Consider the following 19,678-nt stretch of genomic DNA (forward strand, 5'->3'; position numbering starts at 1 on the left):
CCGCCTTGCCCCTTCGATCCCCCGACTGGACACCCAGCGCCACCCTCGACCCCGTGCGCCTCGACTGGCTCGATAGCGCCTCGGTCAGCCTCGCCCTGTTGCGCCTGGAACGCATCGACCCGCTGGTGAGCGGCAACAAGTGGTTCAAGCTGGCGCCGCACCTGGCGCGTGCCGCAGCCCAGGGGGCGGAAGGCGTGATCAGCCTCGGCGGCGCCCATTCCAACCACCTGCACGCCCTGGCGGCGGCGGGACGTCGCTTCGGTTTCCCCTGTGTCGGTCTGCTGCGCGGCGAGCCCGTGGAGACGCCGACCGTAAGCGACCTGCGCGAGCTGGGCATGGCGCTGCACTGGCTCGGCTATGGTGGCTACCGCGCCCGCCACCTGCCGGGCTTCTGGGAGCCCTGGGCCGCGCGCTATCCGGGTTTCCTCCAGGTCCCGGAGGGCGGTGGTGGCCTTGTCGGTGCCCAGGGCTGCGCCCCGCTGGTCGCGATGATCCAGGAGCAGCTCCCTCGCCTTGGCTGGGACGACTACGACGCGCTCTGGGTGGCGGCCGGTACCGGCACTACCCTGGCCGGGCTGGTGCTGGGGGAGGGCGGCCGCCATCCGGTGTTCGGAGCCCTGGCGGTGCCCCCCGACCATGGTGTCGCCCAGCAGGTGAGTGCATTGCTGGCCGAAGCCGGCGCCGTGGATGCCGGCTATCGACTGCTGGATGCCAGCCGGGGCGGCTTCGCCCGTGTCGATGCGGCGCTGGCGCAGGCGTTGTTCGACTTCGAGGCACGCGCGGGAATCGAACTCGACCCGCTCTATACCGCCAAGGCGTTAATAGCGTTGCGCCAGCACGTGGAGGCCGGTTACCTTGCCGCCGGCAGTCGCGTGATCATGCTGCACACCGGGGGCTTGCAAGGCCGCCGAGCCATGTTGCCGCGCCTGCTGCGGCTGGCTGGCTACACTGCCACTTCAGCTGATGCCTCAAGGTGATGGGATGACCGAACCGCTCAATCCGGACCAACTGCGCAGCCTGACGCCGCTCAATGCTCTGTCCGAGCAGCAGTGGCGCGAATTGCGCAGCCAACTGGTACCGCAGCCGCTGCTCGCCGGCCAGGCGCTGTTCCGCCGTGGCGACCAGGCGCGGCTGACCTACTACCTGCTGGCCGGTGAGCTGCAACTGCGCGACGCCGACGGTGCCGAGCAGCGCCTGGTGGCTGGCAGCGAAGCCAGCTGCCACCCGCTGTCGCCCAGTCTGCCGCGCCTGCAGGAGGCCCTGGCACTGACCGAAGTGAGCGTGCTGGCCATCGACAGCGCCACCCTGGCGCGGCTCATCACCTGGCGTTCCGCCTACCAGGACCTGCTCCTGCAACTGGACCCGGACGGCGACCAGGAGTGGCTGGAGCACCTGCTGGAAAACCCGCTCTTCGCCAAGGTGCCGCCGGCCAACGTGCAGGAGATGGTGAAGCGCCTGCAACGCATCGAGCTGCCCGCCGGCAGCGAGGTGCTGCGCGAAGGCGAGGCGGGGGATTGCTGCTATTTCCTGCAGTCCGGCCGTGCCGAGGTGATCCGCGGTGCCGGCAGCGACCACCAGGTGCTCGCCGAACTCGAAGTGGGGGCCTGCTTCGGCGAGGAGGCGCTGCTGTCCGACCGTCCGCGCAATGCCACCGTCACCCTGATCGAGGACGGCGTCGTGCTGCGCCTGGACCGCCAGGACTTCTTCGCCCTGCTCAAGGCCCCGGTGGTGGACGAGGTCTCCCTCGGCGAGGCCTCGCGCCTGCTGGCCGCCGGCGCCCAGTGGCTGGATGTCCGCCTGCAGGACGAATACGAGCGCGCCCACGCCCCCGAGGCGCTGAACATGCCGCTGCACCTGTTGCGCCTGAAGGCGCGCCTGCTCGACCGCGAGAAGGCCTACCTGTGCTACTGCGACAGCGGCAAGCGCAGCGCCAGCGCGGTGTTCCTCCTCTCCCAGCTGGGCTTCAAGGCCTATGCCCTGCGCGACGGCCTGGATGCACTGCCCGCCATACAGCGTGACGCACTGCTTTGCGAGGACGGCGCCGGCTACCTGGCCCGCTCCGGCGGGCGGGTCGAGCGCAGCCGGTAAACCCGATTTACAGGGTTCGCCTGATCGCGAATAAATTCGCTCCCACGGGTGCAGGCCGGGCTCGCTTGCCGTAGGAGCGAGCTCTGCTCGCGAAAAGCTGTCGGGTTGCTCCTGGCCTACATGCTGGCAAGCTTCCAGCTTCAGCTCTAAGCCCCCACCGTCTGCGGCCAGCGATCGCTGACCAGGAACACCCGCTCGCGCTCCTCCCAGCATTCCCCGTCCCGTTCCAGCCGCACCAGCATCCGCGCAGGGGCATCGGGGGGCAGTGCCTGCAGCCAGTGCTCCAGGCGCTCGCGGGGCCACAGGTCTTCCCGTACGCAGCGCGCCGGGGCAAGCCATGAATGGCGTTCCAGGGGTTGCCAGGCGGCAGCCGGAGCCAGGGCGAGGAAATCCGCGATCTCGCTGCGCCGCAGCCAGCGTCCGCGCAGGTGCTCGCCATTGGCGCCCAGGGGCGCGGTGCAGTCGCCCGGCCAGGGGTAGAAGAGGTAGCCGCCCAGCCACAGTTCGGCGCTGGCCGGCCAGGCGTCCAGCGCCTCCAGCAGCGGGCGGCATTCCGGGTTGGAGGAGAGTGGCAACTGGTGTTGGGCGAGGTGTTCCAGCTTGAGGTCGAGGCGGTCCAGGCTGCCCGGGCCGAGCCATTGCGAGGCGTCCTCGCCCTGGCCGTGGCGCGGGCCGAGGTAGAGCTTGATGGCGAGTTCCAGGTGATGCACGCCCTCGTCGTCGTGGAGCAACAGGTCCAGCTCGCCGAGGGTCTGCCCGGCCACCCGCACCGGCAGGTTGGCGCCCAGCAGGCGGATGCCCGGTGCGCGCTCCAGGGCGAACTGCCAGAGGCGCTCGTAATAGAGGCCGAGTCGCCGGCTGGAGCCCTGGGTCAGCCAGTGCTCCAGTTCGGCGGGGGCGGCGTCCTGCTGCTCCAGCCAGGCCGCCAGGCGCGCCGGCTCGGCGGCCCATTCGCTGGCGCTGAGCGGGTGGCGCTGGCACCAGGGGGCCTGGGCCAGCAGCGGTTGGGACAGCAGCACCCAGGCCAGGTCGCGCACGGCGTTATGGCGCAGATGGCGGGGCAGGGCGGCGAGGGCGGCGAAGGGATGCATGCTGCGAGCATAGTCGAGGCTGGTTTGCCGCTGTCCCGGGCTTTCGCCCATAATCCGAGCATTCCTCCCGTTGCAGAGCCCTGCTGGAGCCCCATGGAGCAATTCCGCAATATCGGCATCATCGGTCGCCTGGGCAGCCCCCACGTGCTCGACACCATTCGCCGCCTGAAACGATTCCTGCTGGACCGCCACCTGCATGTGATCCTCGAAGACACCATCGCCGAAGTCCTGCCGGGCCACGGCCTGCAGACGTCTTCGCGGAAGATCCTCGGCGAGGTCTGCGACCTGGTCATCGTGGTTGGCGGTGACGGCAGCATGCTCGGCGCCGCCCGCGCGCTGGCACGCCACAACGTGCCGGTGCTGGGCATCAACCGGGGCAGCCTGGGCTTTCTCACCGACATCAAGCCGGACGAGCTGGAGATCAAGGTCGCCGAGGTGCTCGACGGCCAGTACCTGGTGGAGAGCCGCTTCCTGCTGGAGGCCGAAGTACGCCGCCACGGCGAGGCCATCGGCCAGGGCGACGCGCTCAACGATGTGGTGCTGCACCCCGGCAAGTCGACCAAGATGATCGAGTTCGAGCTGCACATCGACGGCCAGTTCGTCTGCAGCCAGAAGGCCGATGGACTGATCGTCGCCACGCCCACCGGCTCCACGGCCTATGCGCTGTCCGCCGGCGGCCCGATCATGCACCCCAAGCTGGACGCCATCGGCGTGGTGCCGATGTACCCGCATACCCTGTCCAGCCGGCCGATCGTGGTCGACAGCAACAGCGAGCTGAAGATAGTGGTGTCCCCCGACATGCAGATCTACCCGCTGGTTTCCTGTGACGGCCAGAACCACTTCACCTGCGCCCCCGGCGACACCATCACGGTGGCCAAGAAACCGCAGAAGTTGCGGCTCATCCACCCGCTGGACCACAACTACTACGAGGTCTGCCGCACCAAGCTGGGCTGGGGCAGCCGCCTGGGTGGTGGCGACTGATGGAACTCGACGCCGTGCGCGGCTACGACCTGATCGGCGACGTCCATGGCTGCGCGCGCACCCTGGAGCGCCTGCTCGATCGCCTCGGTTACCGCAAGCACGGCGATGTCTGGCAGCACCCCCGGCGCATGGCGCTGTTCCTCGGCGACATCATCGACCGGGGCCCGCGCATCCGCGAGGCGCTGCACCTGGTCCACGCCATGGTCGAGGCCGGCCAGGCGCGTTGCATCATGGGCAACCACGAGTTCAACGCCATCGGCTGGAACACCCCGGCGCCGCCCGGCAGCGGGCGCCAGTTCGTCCATGAGCACACGCCGCGCCATGCGCGCCTGCTCAAGGAGACCCTGGAGCAGTTCGAGGGCCATCCGGGCGACTGGCACGACTTCCTCGGCTGGTTCCAGGAATTGCCGTTGTTCATCGACGGCGGTCACTTCCGCATGGTCCATGCCTGCTGGGACAGCGAGCTGATCGAGCCGCTGCGAGCCCTGCATCCTGACGGGCGGGTCGACGAGGCGTTCATCCAGGCCGTCGCCGAGCGTGGCAGCTTCGCCTTCCGCGTATTCAACCGCCTGCTGCGCGGCACCGACATGCCGCTGCCCAGCGGCATGACCCTGACCGGCAGCGACGGCTTCACCCGCTCGGTGTTCCGCACCAAGTTCTGGGAGGAGGACCCGCAGACCTACGGCGACGTGGTCTTCCAGCCCGATGCACTGCCCGAGCAGGTGGCCCGGCAACCCCTGTCGGCGGCGCAGAAGTCCGCCCTGCTGAGCTATGGCGCCGACGAGCCGCTGCTGTTCGTCGGCCACTACTGGCGACGTGGCCGTCCCGCCCCGATCCGCCCCAATCTCGCCTGCCTCGACTACAGCGCGGTGATGTACGGCAAGCTAGTGGCCTACCGGCTGGACGCCGAAACCCGGCTGGACCCTGACAAGTTCGTCTGGGTCGAGGTGGAGCGCCCGGAAACGCCGCACTGAACGGCGTCCGTCCCGAATCCCCAAATGGAGTCCTCGCGCACTATGGATGACGCGACACTGGTTCAACTGGAGGCGGCGCTGTCGGCGTCTCCCGACAACGATGCCCTGCTGGCGCTGCTGCTGCCGGCCTGGATCGAGCGCAACGAATGCGCCCGCGGCCTGCCCTTCCTGCCCGAGGGACTCGCCAGGCGGCTCGACGCCACGGCGTTGCGCCAACAGGCGGCACGCCTGTGCCTGGGGGCAGGCGATGCCGAGCGGGCGCTGGCGCTGCTGGGCGGTGACGAGCCGGCCGAGCGCCTGCTGCGCGCCCGCGCCCTGGCGGACCTGGAGCGCCGCGAGGAGGGCCTGTGTGAATACCGCGCCGCCGTCGAAGCCAGCCCGGCGCTGGAGGACCTCGCCCTGCAGCGCCGCCTCAGCGCCTCGGTGGTGGACTTCCGTGGCGGCGAGGGGCGGCCACGCCTGCGGGTCATCTCCAACGACGACACCGACAAGGCCGAGACCACGCGCCTGCTGACGCCGTCCGCCGAGACCCTGACCTTCGACGATGTCGGCGGCCTCGACGAGCTGAAAAAGACCATCCACAAGAAGATCATCCTGCCGTACCAGAAGCCGGGGCTGTTCCAGCGCTTCCGCAAGCGTGTCGGTGGCGGCATCCTGCTCTACGGCCCGCCGGGCTGCGGCAAGACCATGCTGGCCCGCGCCACGGCGGGTGAGTGCAAGGCCACCTTCCTCAACGTCGCCATCTCCGATGTGCTGGACATGTACATCGGCGAGTCCGAGCGCAAGCTCCACGCCCTGTTCGAGGAAGCCCGGGCCAAGGCACCGGCGGTGCTGTTCTTCGATGAGGTGGAGGCCCTGGGCGGGCGCCGTACCAATACCCGCGAAGCCACTTCGTCCAAGCTGGTGAGCCAGTTCCTCACCGAGATGGACGGCTTCGCCCAGTCCAACCATGGCGTGCTGATCCTCGCCGCCACCAACGTGCCCTGGTCGGTGGATGCCGCCTTCCGTCGTCCCGGGCGCTTCGACCGGGTGCTCTTCGTGCCGCCGCCGGACCGCCCCGCACGCGCCAGCCTGCTGCGCATGCTGATGGCCGACCGGCCCAGCGAAGGAGAGATCGACTACGAGTTCCTCGCCCGCAGCACCTCGGGCTTCTCCGGTGCCGACCTGCGCGAGCTGGTGGAGACGGCGGTGGACGAGGCGATCGAGGAGTCCATCGCCGAAGGCCGCGAGCAGCCGGTGACCGACCGCCACCTCAAGGCGGCCCTCAAGGAGGTGCGCGCCACCACCCTGGAGTGGCTGACCACCGCGCGCAACTACGCGCGCTACTCCAACGAGGGTGGCCAGTACGACGAAGTGCTGGCCTTCCTCGACAAGCACGGCAAGGGGCGCTGATGGACAACCGCAACCTCTACCGGCTGGACGACGAGCCCCGGCCCGGCACCCTGGCACGATTGGCGGTGGAGCCGTTGTGGCCACTGCTGGGCCTGATGCTGGGCGGCGCCTGGCTGGGCCTGCCCTGGTTCGTGCTCAACGGCGTGGCGGTGGGCAGCCCGACGCGGGTGCGCGAGGCCGTGCTGGCCGCCATCGGCCTCCTGGGCAGCCTGGGCCTGGCCTTCGGCCTGCTCTACCTGTGGCAGGCCGGCATCCTCGACAAGAACAGCCTGCAGTACGCGATGCTGGTGCTGGTGGTGTGGAAACTGGCCATCGGCTACGCGCTGTTCGTCATGCAGGCCGCGACCATCGAGCTCTACCAGTACTACGGCGGCGTGCTCAACCGCTTCGGCCTGCCGGTGGTGCTGCTGGGCGCCTTCTTCCTGCGCTCCCTGGTGCTCAACCTGCTGCCCTTCACCCTCTGGTTCCTGGTGCTCAGCTGATGAACGAAACCAACCTGCTGCACCTGGCCTACCAGCGCCTGCAGAGCGGCCATGTCGAGGGCGCGATCAACAGCCTGCGGCAACTGCTCAGCGACGACCCGGAACACGCCGAGGCCCACGCGCTGCTGGCTCTGTGCCTGCTGCTGATGCGCCGCGCCTTCGCCGCCGAGCGCGAGGCCGGGTTGGCCCTGGCCGCCGACCCGCAACTGGAGTTCGCCCATTACGTCGCGGCCCGCGTGGCCATGGCGCGGCGGCGCTTCAAGGTGGCGGAGAAGCATCTGGACCAGGTGCTGGAGCTCAATCCCCAGGAAGCCGGCTATCACCTGGCCCGCGCCGAGCTCGCCGACCTGATGGGGCGTCGCGGCCAGCAACTGCCCAGCCTGCAGCGAGCCCTGGAGCTGGCGCCGGACAACCCCGACTGCCTGGCTGCTCTGGCTCATTACCATCGCCTGCGCGGCGAGGTGGACCCGGCCGAGCGCTATGCCCGCGAGGCGCTGCAGCTGCGTGCCGACCACCCCGGCGCCATCGTCACCATGGGCCACCTGCTGCTGCGTCGCGGCGACCTGCAGGGCGCGCGCGACCACGCCATCTGGGCCCTGCGCGAGAATGCCAACGACGTCTCCGCGCTCTACCTGATGTCCGCCGTCAAGGCGCGCGGCAATCCCTTCATGGGGCTCTGGTGGCGCTACAACTCGTGGATGTCCGAACTGGGGCCGACCCGCTCGATCATCGTGCTGCTGGGTATGTTCGTGCTCTACCGCGTGGTGGTGATCGCCAGCAACCAGCACGGCCACGAGACGCTGGCCCAGGGCATCGAATGGGCCTGGCTGGGCTTCGTGGTCTACAGCTTCGCCGGCCCGCAGATCTTCCGCCGCTCCCTGGAAAAGGAGCTGGAGCAAGTGAAGCTTTCCCGCGATTTCTAGGCTATCGGCCCCCTGCAGGCATCGGCGCCCTGACCGGCGTCGGTGCGCAACACCGGCGGTGCCGCTAGAATGTGCGCTCGTTTTCGCCGCCCTTCAGGAAACCGCCGTGTCCGATTTCGCCAAGCTGATCAGCAACATCACCGAGGATGTCTACCAGAGCCTCAAGCTCGCCGTGGAGATCGGCAAGTGGTCCGACGGCCGCAAGCTGACCCAGGAGCAGAAGGAGCTCAGCCTGCAGGCGGTCATCGCCTGGGAGATCAAGAACCTGCCGGAGGAAGAGCGTACCGGCTACATGGGCCCGCAGGAGTGCAGCTCCAAGTCCGAGAAGATAGAGAACATCCTGTTCAAATCCTCCGACTCGATCCACTGATGGGTACCTGCGACATGCAAGAGCTGGGGCGCGGCGCGCTGAGCAAGATGTCCGCGCAACTGGGTGATCCGGTGGTGCAGTACGCGTTTCGTCTCGGCGAGGGGCAGGTGGCGGTCAATCCGTTGCTGGGCCGGCGCATCCGCCTGGAGTTCCTCGGTGCGATCCACTGCTCCCATTGCGGGCGCAAGACCGGCAAGAGCTTCGCCCAGGGCTACTGCTACCCGTGCTTCACCAAGCTGGCGCAGTGCGACAGCTGCATCATGAGCCCGGAGCGCTGCCACTACGAGGCCGGTACCTGCCGCGAGCCCGCTTGGGGCGAGTCCTTCTGCATGACCGACCACGTGGTCTACCTGGCCAACTCCTCGGGCATCAAGGTCGGCATCACCCGCGCGACCCAGGTGCCGACCCGCTGGATCGACCAGGGCGCGCGCCAGGCATTGCCGATCATGCGCGTCGCCACCCGCCAGCAATCCGGCCTGGTGGAGGACCTGCTGCGCAGCCAGGTGGCCGATCGCACCAACTGGCGCGCCCTGCTCAAGGGCGAGGCCGAGGCGCTGGACCTGCCCGCCGTGCGCGAGGCCATCTTCGAAGCCTGCGACGCCGGCATCCAGGGGCTGCAGCAGCGCTTCGGGCTGCAATCGGTGCAGAAGCTCGAGGATGTCGAGCCGCTGGAGATCCGCTATCCCGTGGAGGCCTACCCGACCAAGGTGGTGAGCCTCGATCTGGACAAGACGCCGGTGCTGGAGGGTACCCTGCGCGGTATCAAGGGCCAGTACCTGATCCTCGACACCGGGGTCATCAACATCCGCAAGTTCACGGCCTACCAGGTGGTGGCGAGCAGCGAGCCGTAAGGCCGCACCGCCCCGCCTGGCAGGAACACACACCGCAGCCGGGGCATCGCGCCCGGGCTGCCTCGGAGAGGCAAGCATGCGAACCGAACAACCGAAAGTCATCCACCTCAAGGACTATCAGGCGCCGGACTACCTGATCGACGAGACCACCCTGACCTTCGAGCTGCACGAGGACCACACCCTGGTCCACGCCCAGCTGGTGATGCGCCGCAACCCCGAACGCGCCGACGGCAGCCTGCCCGCGCTGGTCCTGGACGGCCAGCAGCTGGAGCTGCTGGCGCTGTCCATGGACGACCGCGAGCTCGGTGCCGCCGACTACCAGCTGACCGACAGCCACCTGACCCTGCAGCCCGTCAGCGACAGCTTCACCCTCGACAGCACGGTGCGCATCCACCCAGAGAGCAATACCGCGCTGGAAGGCCTGTACAAGTCCGGCAGCATGTTCTGCACCCAGTGCGAGGCCGAGGGCTTCCGCAAGATCACCTACTACCTCGACCGCCCGGATGTGATGAGCAGGTTCACCACCACCGTCAGCGCCGAGCAGCATCGCTACCCGGTGTTGCTGTCCAACGGCAACCCGGTGGCCAGCGGGGCGGAGGAGGGCGGTCGCCACTGGGCGACCTGGGAAGACCCGTTCAAGAAGCCGGCCTACCTGTTCGCCCTGGTGGCGGGCGACCTCTGGTGCGTGGAAGACGTGTTCACCACCATGAGCCAGCGCGAGGTGACCCTGCGCATCTACGTCGAGCCGGAGAACATCGACAAGGTGCAGCACGCCATGGACAGCCTGAAGAAGTCCATGCGCTGGGACGAGGAGGTCTACGGCCGCGAGTACGACCTGGACATCTTCATGATCGTGGCGGTCAACGATTTCAACATGGGCGCCATGGAGAACAAGGGGCTCAACATCTTCAACTCCAGCTGCGTGCTGGCCAGGGCCGAGACCGCCACCGACGCCGCCCACCAGCGCGTCGAGGCGGTGGTGGCGCACGAGTACTTCCACAACTGGTCGGGCAACCGCGTGACCTGCCGCGACTGGTTCCAGCTGTCGCTCAAGGAAGGCTTCACCGTGTTCCGCGATGCCGAGTTCTCCGCTGACATGAACTCGCGCACCGTCAAGCGCATCGAGGACGTGGCCTTCCTGCGTACCAACCAGTTCGCCGAGGATGCGGGCCCCATGGCCCACCCGGTGCGCCCGGATTCGTTCATCGAGATCTCCAACTTCTACACCCTGACCGTCTACGAGAAGGGCTCGGAAGTGGTGCGCATGATCCACACCCTGTTGGGCGCCGAGGGCTTCCGCAAGGGCACCGACCTGTACTTCGAGCGCCATGACGGCCAGGCCGTGACCTGCGACGACTTCGTCAAGGCCATGGAAGATGCCAACGGCGTCGACCTGACCCAGTTCAAGCGCTGGTACAGCCAGGCCGGTACGCCGCGCCTCGCCGTCGAGGAAGCCTTCGATGCCGCCGCCAGGACCTACAGCCTGACCTTCCGCCAGAGCTGCCCGGCGACCCCCAGCCAGGCCGAGAAGCTGCCCTTCGTCATTCCCGTCGAGCTCGGCCTGCTGGATGCCGCCGGCAACGACCTGCCGCTGCGCCTGGCGGGCGAGGGCGAGGCCCTTGGCGGCAACCGGGTGATCTCGGTGACCGAGGCCGAGCAGACCTTCACCTTCGTCGATATCGCCGAGAAGCCGCTGCCCTCGCTGCTGCGCGGGCTGTCCGCCCCGGTGAAGCTGAGCTTCCCCTATGGGCGCGACCAGCTGATGTTCCTCATGCAGCACGACAGCGACGGCTTCAACCGCTGGGACGCCGGTCAGCAGCTCTCCGTGCAGGTGCTGCAGGAACTGATCGGCCAGCACCAGCGTGGCGAGGCGCTGGTGCTGGACACCCGCCTGCTGGATGCCTTGCGCAGCCTGCTGGAGGACGAGTCGCTGGACCAGGCGATGGTGGCCGAGATGCTGTCGCTGCCCAGCGAGGCCTATCTCACCGAGATCAGCGAATTCGCCGATGTCGACGCCATCCATGCGGCGCGTGAGTTCGCCCGCCGGTCGATCAGCGATGCCCTGTTCCCGCAACTGCTGGCGCGCTACCAGGCCAATCGTGCCCTCTCGCGCGAGACGCCCTATGTCGCCTCCGCCGAGCACTTTGCCCGTCGCACCCTGCAGAACATCGCCCTGTCCTACCTGATGCTCAGTGGCAAGGCCGAGGTTCTCCAGGCCTGCCTGGAACAGTTCGAGGCCTGCGACAACATGACCGAACGCCTGACCGCGCTCTCGGTGCTGGTCAACTCCGGTTTCGAGGACGAGAAGGCCAGGGCGCTGGCGAGCTTCGCCGATCACTTCAAGGACAACCCGCTGGTGATGGACCAGTGGTTCAGCGTCCAGGCCGGCAGCACCCTGCCGGGGGGGCTGGAGCGCGTGCAGGCGCTGATGGGCCACAAGGCCTTCACCTTGAAGAACCCGAACAAGGTGCGTGCGTTGATCGGCGCCTTCGCCAACCAGAACCTGGTGAACTTCCACCGGGCCGATGGGGCGGGCTACCGCTTCCTCGCCGACCATGTGATCACCCTCAACGCGCTGAACCCGCAGATCGCCTCGCGCCAGCTGGCGCCGTTGACCCGCTGGCGCAAGTACGACGAGGCGCGGCAGACGCTGATGCGGGCCGAGCTGGAACGCATCCTCGCCTCCGGCGAGCTGTCCAGCGATGTCTATGAAGTGGTGAGCAAGAGCCTCGCCTGACCCTCCGGGACCACGTCCGTGGTTCCGCTGCCGTTTCCCCGGCGTCGACAAGTGTTACTGGCAATCTGCCGGTAACACTTTTTTGTTACTCAAAGGAATATCCCTTCGGTCTCTGAGGCGTAAATGGCCTGTTCCCTGGCATTTCTTTCTTGACGGGGTGAGCGAGGTATGAGTGCGCAAGCGCTATAGGTGTGGTTTTGAGTGACAAATCGAGCCACCTTGTAGGACAAAATCGGACGATTCGTAAGATTTGATCAGTGGATGATCAGTCACTCGTTTGAATTTAATCTGTCCCTTCGTTCAGAAAAATATAACGACCCATAAACGTGCACTTGGCACCATGGTTGCACGTCTCGACGCCGTCCCAGGCCCTCCAGTCCCGCAAGAATTGCTGAAGGCCGCGGTTCAGACGCGTTGGTGCTTCCGCCCACGCCAGAAGAAAGGTCGCACGAGCGGCTGAGCAGCGTCCCTGCCAGACGGGGCCGTAATAACAAATGAATGATCTGTCCACGGAGTAAAGTCTCGATGGAACTCAAGTCCCGCAAGCCCCAGTTGCGCTTCGCTCCGGCTACGGCCGGCTACGCCCTCGCCGGTCTCCTGCCCCTGATGTGCGCCGTCCAGGCCCAGGCGGTCGAATTCAGCTTCGCCGACGACGAGATCAGCGGTTCCATCGACACCACCGTCTCCTACGGCCAACTGTGGCGCGTCCAGGGCCAGGACAAGACCAACAACGACATCAACACCAACGACGGCAACCGTAACTTCGACACCGGCCTGGTTTCCGAGGTGTACAAGATCACGTCCGACCTGGAAGCGACCTACAAGAACTACGGTGTGTTCGTTCGCGGCACCGCTTTCTATGACACCCAGATCATGGACAAGCGCAACGATTACTACGACAACAACACTCCGCGCCAGCCTAGCCAGAGCTACCCGAACGACGACCGCTTCACTCACGATACTCGCCACAAGGCCGGTCGTGATGCGCAGATCCTCGATGCCTACCTGTATGGCAACTGGGACATTGCCGACATGCCGGTCACCGGCCGTATCGGCAAGCAGGTCTTCAACTGGGGCGAAGGCATCTTCTACCGGGGTGGCATCAACACCACCAACCCGCTGGATGCTGCCAAGTTCCGCCTGCCGGGCTCCGAGCTGAAAGAGGTTCTGGTGCCGGTCGAAGCCCTGAGCTTCAACGTCGGCCTGACCGACAACCTGTCGATGGAAACCTTCTACCAGTTCAACTGGAAGGAAAGCGCGATTGATCCGAGCGGTACTTTCTTCTCCGAAACTGACCTGTTTGCCGATGGCGGCAATACTGCATACACCAGCCTGGCTGGTAGTGCGCTGACTGCTCCCCAGGCAGCCTTGGGTGGTGCTTCACTCGTTCAGTTCTACAACGCGGGCGCTGGTGGCTTGTGTGCTGGTCAGGTTGGCGGCCTTTGCGCTGGTGGAAAGAACTTTGTTTACCCAGGCAACCAGATCGTAAAAGTCGCCAATATCGGCACCGACCTGAATGCCAAGAACGATGGGCAGTACGGCGTCGCGTTCCGCTACATCGCCGAAGAGCTCAATTCGACCGAGTTCGGTTTCTACTACGTGAACTACCACGCGAAAGAGCCGAGCATCTATGCCGATCTGGGCAATTACAAAGGCGTCAACCTTGATACCGTCGCCGGCCTTCTGCCAGGTGGCTTGACCCCGGCCAACATCCAGGCAGCTGGCGGTCTCGCTACGCTCGATACCTTGGCGAATGTCCAGGCGCGTCGTGAGTATGCCGAAGACATTCGCATGTTCGGTTTGAGCTTCAACACCACCATTCAGGAAACCTCGGTATTCGGTGAGCTGGCTTATCGCCCGAACATGCCGATCGGTATTGCGACCACCAACGACCTGTTGGGCGACCTGATCGGTCAGGCTGCAAAACTGGTCAACACCGGTCCGATTTCCAGCGCGCTTGGTGGCCTTAACGGCTCGGCCCAGATCGCCGGCAATACCGTTCGCCTAGGCGACTCGATCCACAACTACGAGCGCGTCGAGGTCTTCAATACCTCTCTGGGTGCCATTCACAACTTCGGACCCAGCCTGAGCTTCGACTCGCTGATCGGCGTCGCCGAGCTTGCGTCCGAGCACCTGCGTGGCAGCGACCTGCAATACACCGGTTACAACGGCGTTAATCGTTACTACTCCGGTCGTGGCAATAGTTCCTATGTGTCCGGCGGTGATCGTGGAGATCAGGTCAACAAGGACTCCTATGGCTACACCCTCGTCCTGTCCGGTACCTGGAACGATGTGTACGCCGGTGTGAACGTTTCTCCGTTCGTGGTCTACAAAGACGACTTCCAAGGCAACTCCCACCAGACCGGCAACTTCATCGAAGGTCGCAAGGCCTACACCGTCGGCCTCAAGGCGAGCTACCTGAACAGCCTGGAAGGCGAGATCCAGTACACCGAGTTCTATGGCGCCGGCCAGAACAACTCCAGCCGCGATCGCGACAATATCGGCGTCAACGTCAAGTACTCCTTCTAACTAGAAAGAATGCGGGCACCTGCGGGTGCCCGCCGCTGAACCCTCACGGAGAACCAACATGCTGAAAAAGCTTTCGCTGGTTGGCGCGGCAGTCGCTTTCGCACTGTCCGCCGGTAGCGCACTGGCCGCGGTGTCGGCTCAGGAAGCCGCCAAACTGGGCACTAGCCTGACGCCCTTCGGTGCCGAGAAGGCCGGCAACGCCGCCGGTACCATCCCGGCCTGGACCGGTGGCATCACCCAGGCTCCGGCCGGCTACAAGCCGGGCCAGCATCATGTCGATCCGTTCCCGGAAGACAAGCCGCTGTACACCATCACCAAGGCGAACCTGGACCAGTACAAGGCCAACCTGACCCCGGGTCAGATCGCCCTGTTCAATGCCTACCCGACCACCTTCCAGATGCCGGTCTACCCGACCCGCCGCTCCGGTTCCGCGCCGCAGTGGGTGTATGACAACACCATCAAGAACGCCACCACCGCCAAGCTGCTGGACGGCGGCAACGGTTTCGCCGACGCCTACGGCGGCATCCCGTTCCCGATCCCGCAGAACGGCGTAGAGGCGCTGTGGAACCACATCGTCCGCTACCGCGGTTCCTACATCGTGCGTCGCGCCTCCGAAGTGGCCGTGCAGCGCAATGGCGACTACTCCCTGGTCACCTCGCAGCAGGAAGCCCTGTTCAAGTACTACAACCCGAAAGGTTCGTACGCCGACCTGAACAACATCCTGTTCTACTACCTGTCCTTCACCAAGAGCCCGGCCCGCCTGGCCGGTGGCGCCGTGCTGGTGCACGAGACCCTGGACCAGGTGAAGGAGCCGCGTCAGGCCTGGGGCTACAACGCCGGCCAGCGTCGCGTGCGCCGTGCGCCGAACCTGGCCTACGACACCCCGATCGCCGCCGCCGACGGCCTGCGTACCGCCGACGACACTGACATGTTCAACGGTGCTCCGGATCGCTACGACTGGAAACTGGTGGGCAAGAAGGAAATCTACATCCCGTACAACAACTACAAGGTCTCCAGCCCTGAAGTTAAGTACAAGGACCTGCTGCAGCCCGGCCACCTGAACCCGGCCGTCACCCGCAACGAACTGCACCGCGTGTGGGTCGTCGAGGGCACGCTGAAGTCCGGCGCCCGCCACATCTACTCCAAGCGCACCCTGTTCCTCGACGAGGACAGCTGGCAAGCCGCCGTGGTCGACCAGTACGACGGTCGTGGCGAGCTGTGGCGTGTATCGATGGCCTATCTGAAGAACTACTACGACCTGCCGACCACCTGGTCCGCACTGGACGTGTTCCATGACCTTCAGGCCCGTCGCTACCACGTGCAGAACCTGGACAACGAAGAGCCGACCACCATCGACTTCACCCAGGCTGTTCCGGACGACGGCTACTTCAAGCCTTCGGCACTGCGTCGCCGCGGTACCCGATAAGCGCCTTGTAGCCTGACGAAAAGGCCGCTACAAACGTAGCGGCCTTTTTGCTATCAGGGCCCCTGATAAGCCCTCAATCACGCGGGTTTGCCTTAACAAAACATAACGTCCAGCCGATTGTCATGGCTTTCCAAAGCTGGATAGCATAGGCGGCCTGCCAAAAGGCAAGGTCCACCTATAACAATAAGGGGGAAAGGTGTATGAGTGAGCCCGTCCTGCGGCGCACCCAGTCCGGTCATGACGTGCAGTCCCTTGCGCAACCGGCGTTCCGCTTCCACTCGCCGCTGGCCAAAGCGCTCTCGCTGTTCAGTGTGCTCTCCGTCCTGACTCTCGGCGCCGCGCCCATCGCGCAAGCTGCCGAATCAGCACCCGTGTTCTCCATCGAATCGCCCAAGGCGGCCAGCAGCCTGCTGCTGGATATCGCCCATGCCGGCAAGCGCCTCGTCGCCGTCGGCGACCGTGGGCACATCCTCTATTCCGATGACGACGGCAAGACCTGGACCCAGGCCAAGGTGCCGACCCGCCAGATGCTGACCGCCGTCTACTTCGTCGACGACAAGAAGGGCTGGGCCGTCGGCCATGACGCCCAGATCCTCGCCAGCGAGGACGGTGGCGCCACCTGGACCCAGCAGTTCGAGGACCTGGAGCGTGAGGCTCCGCTGCTCGACGTCTGGTTCAAGGATGCCAGCACCGGCTTCGCCGTCGGCTCCTACGGCGCCCTGCTGACCACCGAGGACGGTGGCAAGAACTGGGAAGACGTCAGCGACCGCCTGGACAACGAAGACCAGTACCACATCAACGCCATCACGGCGGTGAAGGACTCCGGCCTGTTCATCGTCGGCGAGATGGGCAGCATGTTCCGCTCGCCCGACTGGGGCCAGACCTGGGAGCGCCTAGAGGGCCCCTACGAGGGTTCCCTGTTCGGCGCCACCGGCACCAACGAGCCGGGCGTGGTCGTGGCCTATGGCCTGCGTGGGCACCTGTTCCGCTCCGCCGACTTCGGCAAGACCTGGGAAACCATCGCACTCAAGAATGCCCGTGGCGGCACCCTGGAGTTCGGTCTTTCCGGCGGCACCCTGCTCGATGACGGCACCCTGCTGGTGGTCGGCCATGGTGGCAGCGTCCTGAAGAGCACCGATGCCGGTCGCACCTTCAGCGTGGTCAACCGTTCCGATCGCCTGTCGCTGGCCAGCGCCACCGCAGATACCAAAGGCAACCTGATCCTGGTGGGACAGGGCGGAGCGCGCGTCGCCTCGCCGACTGGCGCCGAGCTGGGCCAACAATAACGAGCCGGGGGAGTTTCGATGAGTAACCATCACCAGGACAAGGCGACCTTCCTGGAACGCCTGATCTTCAACAACCGGCCGGCCGTGATCGTCATCTGCCTGCTGGTCAGCATCTTCCTCTTCTGGCAGGCCACCCAGGTGCGTCCGTCCACCAGCTTCGAGAAGATGATCCCGCTGCACCACCCCTTCATCCAGAAGATGATGGAGCACCGCAACGACCTGGCGAACCTGGGCAACACCGTGCGTATCTCGGTGGAAGCCAAGGACGGGGACATCTTCAGCAAGGAGTACATGGACACCCTGCGTCAGATCCACGACGAGGTGTTCTACATTCCCGGCGTCGACCGTTCCGGCCTGAAGTCCCTGTGGAGCCCCAGCGTGCGCTGGACCGAGGTCACCGAGGAAGGCTTCGCCGGTGGCGAGGTGATCCCGCAGACCTACGACGGTTCCGACGACAGCCTGGACGAGCTGCGCAACAACGTGCTCAAGTCCGGCCAGATCGGCCGCCTGGTGGCCAACAACTTCAAGTCCAGCATCGTCGACGTGCCGCTGCTCGAGTCCTATCCGGACCCGAACGACCAGGGCAAGCTGCTCAAGCTCGACTACCGCCAGTTCTCCCATGAGCTGGAAGAGAAGATCCGCGACAAGTACCAGGCCCAGAACCCCAACGTTCAGGTGCACATCGTCGGCTTCGCCAAGAAGGTCGGTGACCTGATCGACGGCCTGATCATGGTCGTGGCCTTCTTCGGCATCGCCTTCCTCACCACCCTGGTGCTGCTGTACTGGTTCACCTGGTGTATCCGCAGCACCATCGCCGTGCTCTCCACCACCCTGGTGGCGGTGATCTGGCAGCTGGGCCTGATGCACTCGGTGGGCTTCGGTCTCGACCCCTACTCGATGCTGGTGCCGTTCCTGATCTTCGCCATCGGCATCTCCCACGGGGTGCAGAAGATCAACGGCATCGCCCTGCAATCGAGCGATGCGGACAACGCCCTGACGGCGGCCCGGCGTACCTTCCGCCAGCTGTTCCTGCCGGGCATGATCGCCATCCTGGCCGACGCCGTGGGCTTCATCACCCTGCTGATCATCGACATCGGCGTGATCCGCGAGCTGGCCATCGGCGCCTCCATCGGCGTGGCGGTGATCGTGTTCACCAACCTGATCCTGCTGCCGGTCGCCATCTCCTATGTCGGCATCAGCAAGAAGGCCATCGAGCGCAGCAAGAAGGACGCGACCCGCGAACACCCGTTCTGGCGCCTGCTGTCCAACTTCGCCCATCCGGTCGTTGCCCCGATCTCCGTGGTCGTCGCCCTGGCCGCCTTCGGTGGCGGCCTCTGGTACGGCCAGAACCTGAAGATCGGCGACCTCGACCAGGGCGCGCCGGAACTGCGTCCCGACTCGCGCTACAACAAGGACAACAACTTCATCATCAGCAACTACTCCACCAGCTCCGACGTGCTCGTGGTGATGGTCAAGACCGCGCCGGAAGGCTGCTCCACGCACGAAGCGCTGGCGCCGATCGACGAGCTGATGTGGACGATGGAGAACACCCAGGGCGTGCAATCCGCCATCTCGATGGTCACCGTGTCCAAGCAGGTGATCAAGGGGATGAACGAGGGCAACCTGAAGTGGGAAACCCTGTCGCGCAACCAGGACGTGCTGAACAACTCCATCAGCCGTGCCGATGGCCTGTACAACACCGACTGCTCCCTGGCACCGGTGCTGGTGTTCCTCAACGACCACAAGGCCGAGACCCTGCAGCGCGCGGTCAAGGCGGTCGAAGGCTTCGCCAAGGAACACAACAAGGAAGGGCTGGAGTTCATGCTCGCCGCCGGTAACGCCGGCATCGAAGCGGCCACCAACGAGGTGATCGCCCAGTCCGAGCTGACCATCCTGATCCTGGTCTACATCTGCGTGGCAGTGATGTGCCTGATCACCTTCCGCTCCATCGCAGCGACCATCTGCATCGTGCTGCCGCTGATCCTCACCTCGGTGCTGGGCAACGCGCTGATGGCCTTCCTCGGTATCGGCGTGAAGGTGGCGACGCTGCCGGTCGTGGCGTTGGGCGTGGGTATCGGTGTCGACTACGGCATCTACATCTACAGCCGCCTGGAAAGCTTCCTGCGTGCCGGCCTGCCGCTGCAGGAGGCCTACTACCAGACGCTGAAGTCCACCGGCAAGGCGGTGCTCTTCACCGGCCTGTGCCTGGCCATCGGCGTGGCGACCTGGATGTTCTCGGCGATCAAGTTCCAGGCCGACATGGGCCTGATGCTGACCTTCATGTTCATCGTCAACATGTTCGGTGCGCTCTGGCTGCTGCCTGCCCTGGCACGCTTCCTGATCCGCCCCGAGAAGCTGGCGGGCAAGACCGGCGGCTCGCTGCTGGCCCACTAAGCCTCAAGGCAATGAAGAAACCGCGGCCCAGGCCGCGGTTTTTTCATGGGCGATCAACTACCCGCAACTCACGCGCACAAACCTGTAGGGGCGACTTCAGTCGCCCAGCAACCCAATGGGTTGCCCTGACGCCTATGCACCCGGCACCTTAGCC

Annotated in this window: 15 protein-coding genes; 14 read left to right on the plus strand and 1 reads right to left on the minus strand. The window is 65.7% G+C overall.

Annotation, left to right across the window (positions count from 1 at the left end):
* Positions 1 to 5 precede the first annotated feature (5 nt).
* Entirely contained in the window at positions 6 to 977 is a 972-nt protein-coding gene (locus WFQ67_RS29430) for a 1-aminocyclopropane-1-carboxylate deaminase/D-cysteine desulfhydrase (protein WP_337058928.1), read from the plus strand.
* A 4-nt stretch (positions 978 to 981) separates the two neighbouring features.
* On the plus strand, positions 982 to 2,088 hold the full coding sequence (locus WFQ67_RS29435) for a cyclic nucleotide-binding domain-containing protein (protein ID WP_213628862.1): 1,107 nt from the start codon (positions 982 to 984) through the stop codon (positions 2,086 to 2,088).
* 146 nt (positions 2,089 to 2,234) lie between these two features.
* Here WFQ67_RS29435 and WFQ67_RS29440 read toward each other — a convergent pair whose 3' ends face one another.
* On the minus strand, positions 2,235 to 3,179 hold the full coding sequence (locus tag WFQ67_RS29440) for a DUF1853 family protein (RefSeq protein WP_213628863.1): 945 nt from the start codon (positions 3,177 to 3,179) through the stop codon (positions 2,235 to 2,237).
* A gap of 93 nt (positions 3,180 to 3,272) precedes the next feature.
* On the opposite strand from WFQ67_RS29440, the gene WFQ67_RS29445 reads away from it, so the two are divergent.
* The 12 genes from WFQ67_RS29445 (at position 3,273) to WFQ67_RS29500 (ending at position 19,524) form a co-directional block, all read left to right on the plus strand.
* A complete protein-coding gene (locus WFQ67_RS29445; RefSeq protein WP_173173643.1) occupies positions 3,273 to 4,160 on the plus strand; it encodes an NAD(+) kinase in 888 nt (295 codons plus the stop codon).
* On the plus strand, positions 4,160 to 5,134 hold the full coding sequence (locus tag WFQ67_RS29450; RefSeq protein WP_337058929.1) for a metallophosphoesterase: 975 nt from the start codon (positions 4,160 to 4,162) through the stop codon (positions 5,132 to 5,134). Before WFQ67_RS29445 ends, WFQ67_RS29450 begins: the two co-directional genes overlap by 1 nt.
* A gap of 42 nt (positions 5,135 to 5,176) precedes the next feature.
* Positions 5,177 to 6,526: an ATP-binding protein gene (locus WFQ67_RS29455; RefSeq protein ID WP_337058930.1), complete on the plus strand. Its 1,350-nt coding sequence runs from the start codon at positions 5,177 to 5,179 to the stop codon at positions 6,524 to 6,526.
* Positions 6,526 to 7,008 carry a hypothetical protein gene (locus WFQ67_RS29460; RefSeq protein ID WP_271105354.1) on the plus strand — a complete coding sequence of 161 codons (483 nt, stop codon included), beginning with the start codon at positions 6,526 to 6,528 and terminating at the stop codon, positions 7,006 to 7,008. Before WFQ67_RS29455 ends, WFQ67_RS29460 begins: the two co-directional genes overlap by 1 nt.
* The gene (locus WFQ67_RS29465) at positions 7,008 to 7,931 is read left to right on the plus strand and encodes a tetratricopeptide repeat protein (RefSeq protein WP_213628867.1); all 924 of its coding nucleotides are present in this window, start codon (positions 7,008 to 7,010) and stop codon (positions 7,929 to 7,931) included. The genes WFQ67_RS29460 and WFQ67_RS29465 overlap by 1 nt, the downstream gene beginning before the upstream one ends.
* Positions 7,932 to 8,037: 106 nt before the next feature.
* Positions 8,038 to 8,301 carry a YeaC family protein gene (locus WFQ67_RS29470; RefSeq protein WP_173173653.1) on the plus strand — a complete coding sequence of 88 codons (264 nt, stop codon included), beginning with the start codon at positions 8,038 to 8,040 and terminating at the stop codon, positions 8,299 to 8,301.
* 14 nt (positions 8,302 to 8,315) lie between these two features.
* Complete coding sequence (locus WFQ67_RS29475; protein WP_213630465.1) at positions 8,316 to 9,152, plus strand: DUF2797 domain-containing protein; 837 nt, start codon at positions 8,316 to 8,318, stop codon at positions 9,150 to 9,152.
* A 76-nt stretch (positions 9,153 to 9,228) separates the two neighbouring features.
* Positions 9,229 to 11,889 (plus strand): aminopeptidase N, encoded by a 2,661-nt coding sequence (gene pepN, locus WFQ67_RS29480; RefSeq protein ID WP_337058931.1) that lies wholly within the window; start codon positions 9,229 to 9,231, stop codon positions 11,887 to 11,889.
* Between the two features lie 525 nt (positions 11,890 to 12,414).
* The gene (locus WFQ67_RS29485; RefSeq protein WP_213628869.1) at positions 12,415 to 14,418 is read left to right on the plus strand and encodes a DUF1302 domain-containing protein; all 2,004 of its coding nucleotides are present in this window, start codon (positions 12,415 to 12,417) and stop codon (positions 14,416 to 14,418) included.
* Between the two features lie 58 nt (positions 14,419 to 14,476).
* A complete protein-coding gene (locus WFQ67_RS29490; protein WP_111259392.1) occupies positions 14,477 to 15,844 on the plus strand; it encodes a DUF1329 domain-containing protein in 1,368 nt (455 codons plus the stop codon).
* Between the two features lie 200 nt (positions 15,845 to 16,044).
* Entirely contained in the window at positions 16,045 to 17,130 is a 1,086-nt protein-coding gene (locus WFQ67_RS29495) for a WD40/YVTN/BNR-like repeat-containing protein (RefSeq protein ID WP_173173659.1), read from the plus strand.
* An 18-nt stretch (positions 17,131 to 17,148) separates the two neighbouring features.
* Positions 17,149 to 19,524, plus strand: a complete 2,376-nt coding sequence (locus WFQ67_RS29500) for an efflux RND transporter permease subunit (RefSeq protein WP_213628870.1) — start codon at positions 17,149 to 17,151, stop codon at positions 19,522 to 19,524.
* Positions 19,525 to 19,678 lie beyond the last annotated feature (154 nt).

The organism is Pseudomonas sp. USHLN015 (genome assembly GCF_037153275.1).
GTDB classification, from domain to species: Bacteria; Pseudomonadota; Gammaproteobacteria; order Pseudomonadales; family Pseudomonadaceae; genus Metapseudomonas; species Metapseudomonas tohonis.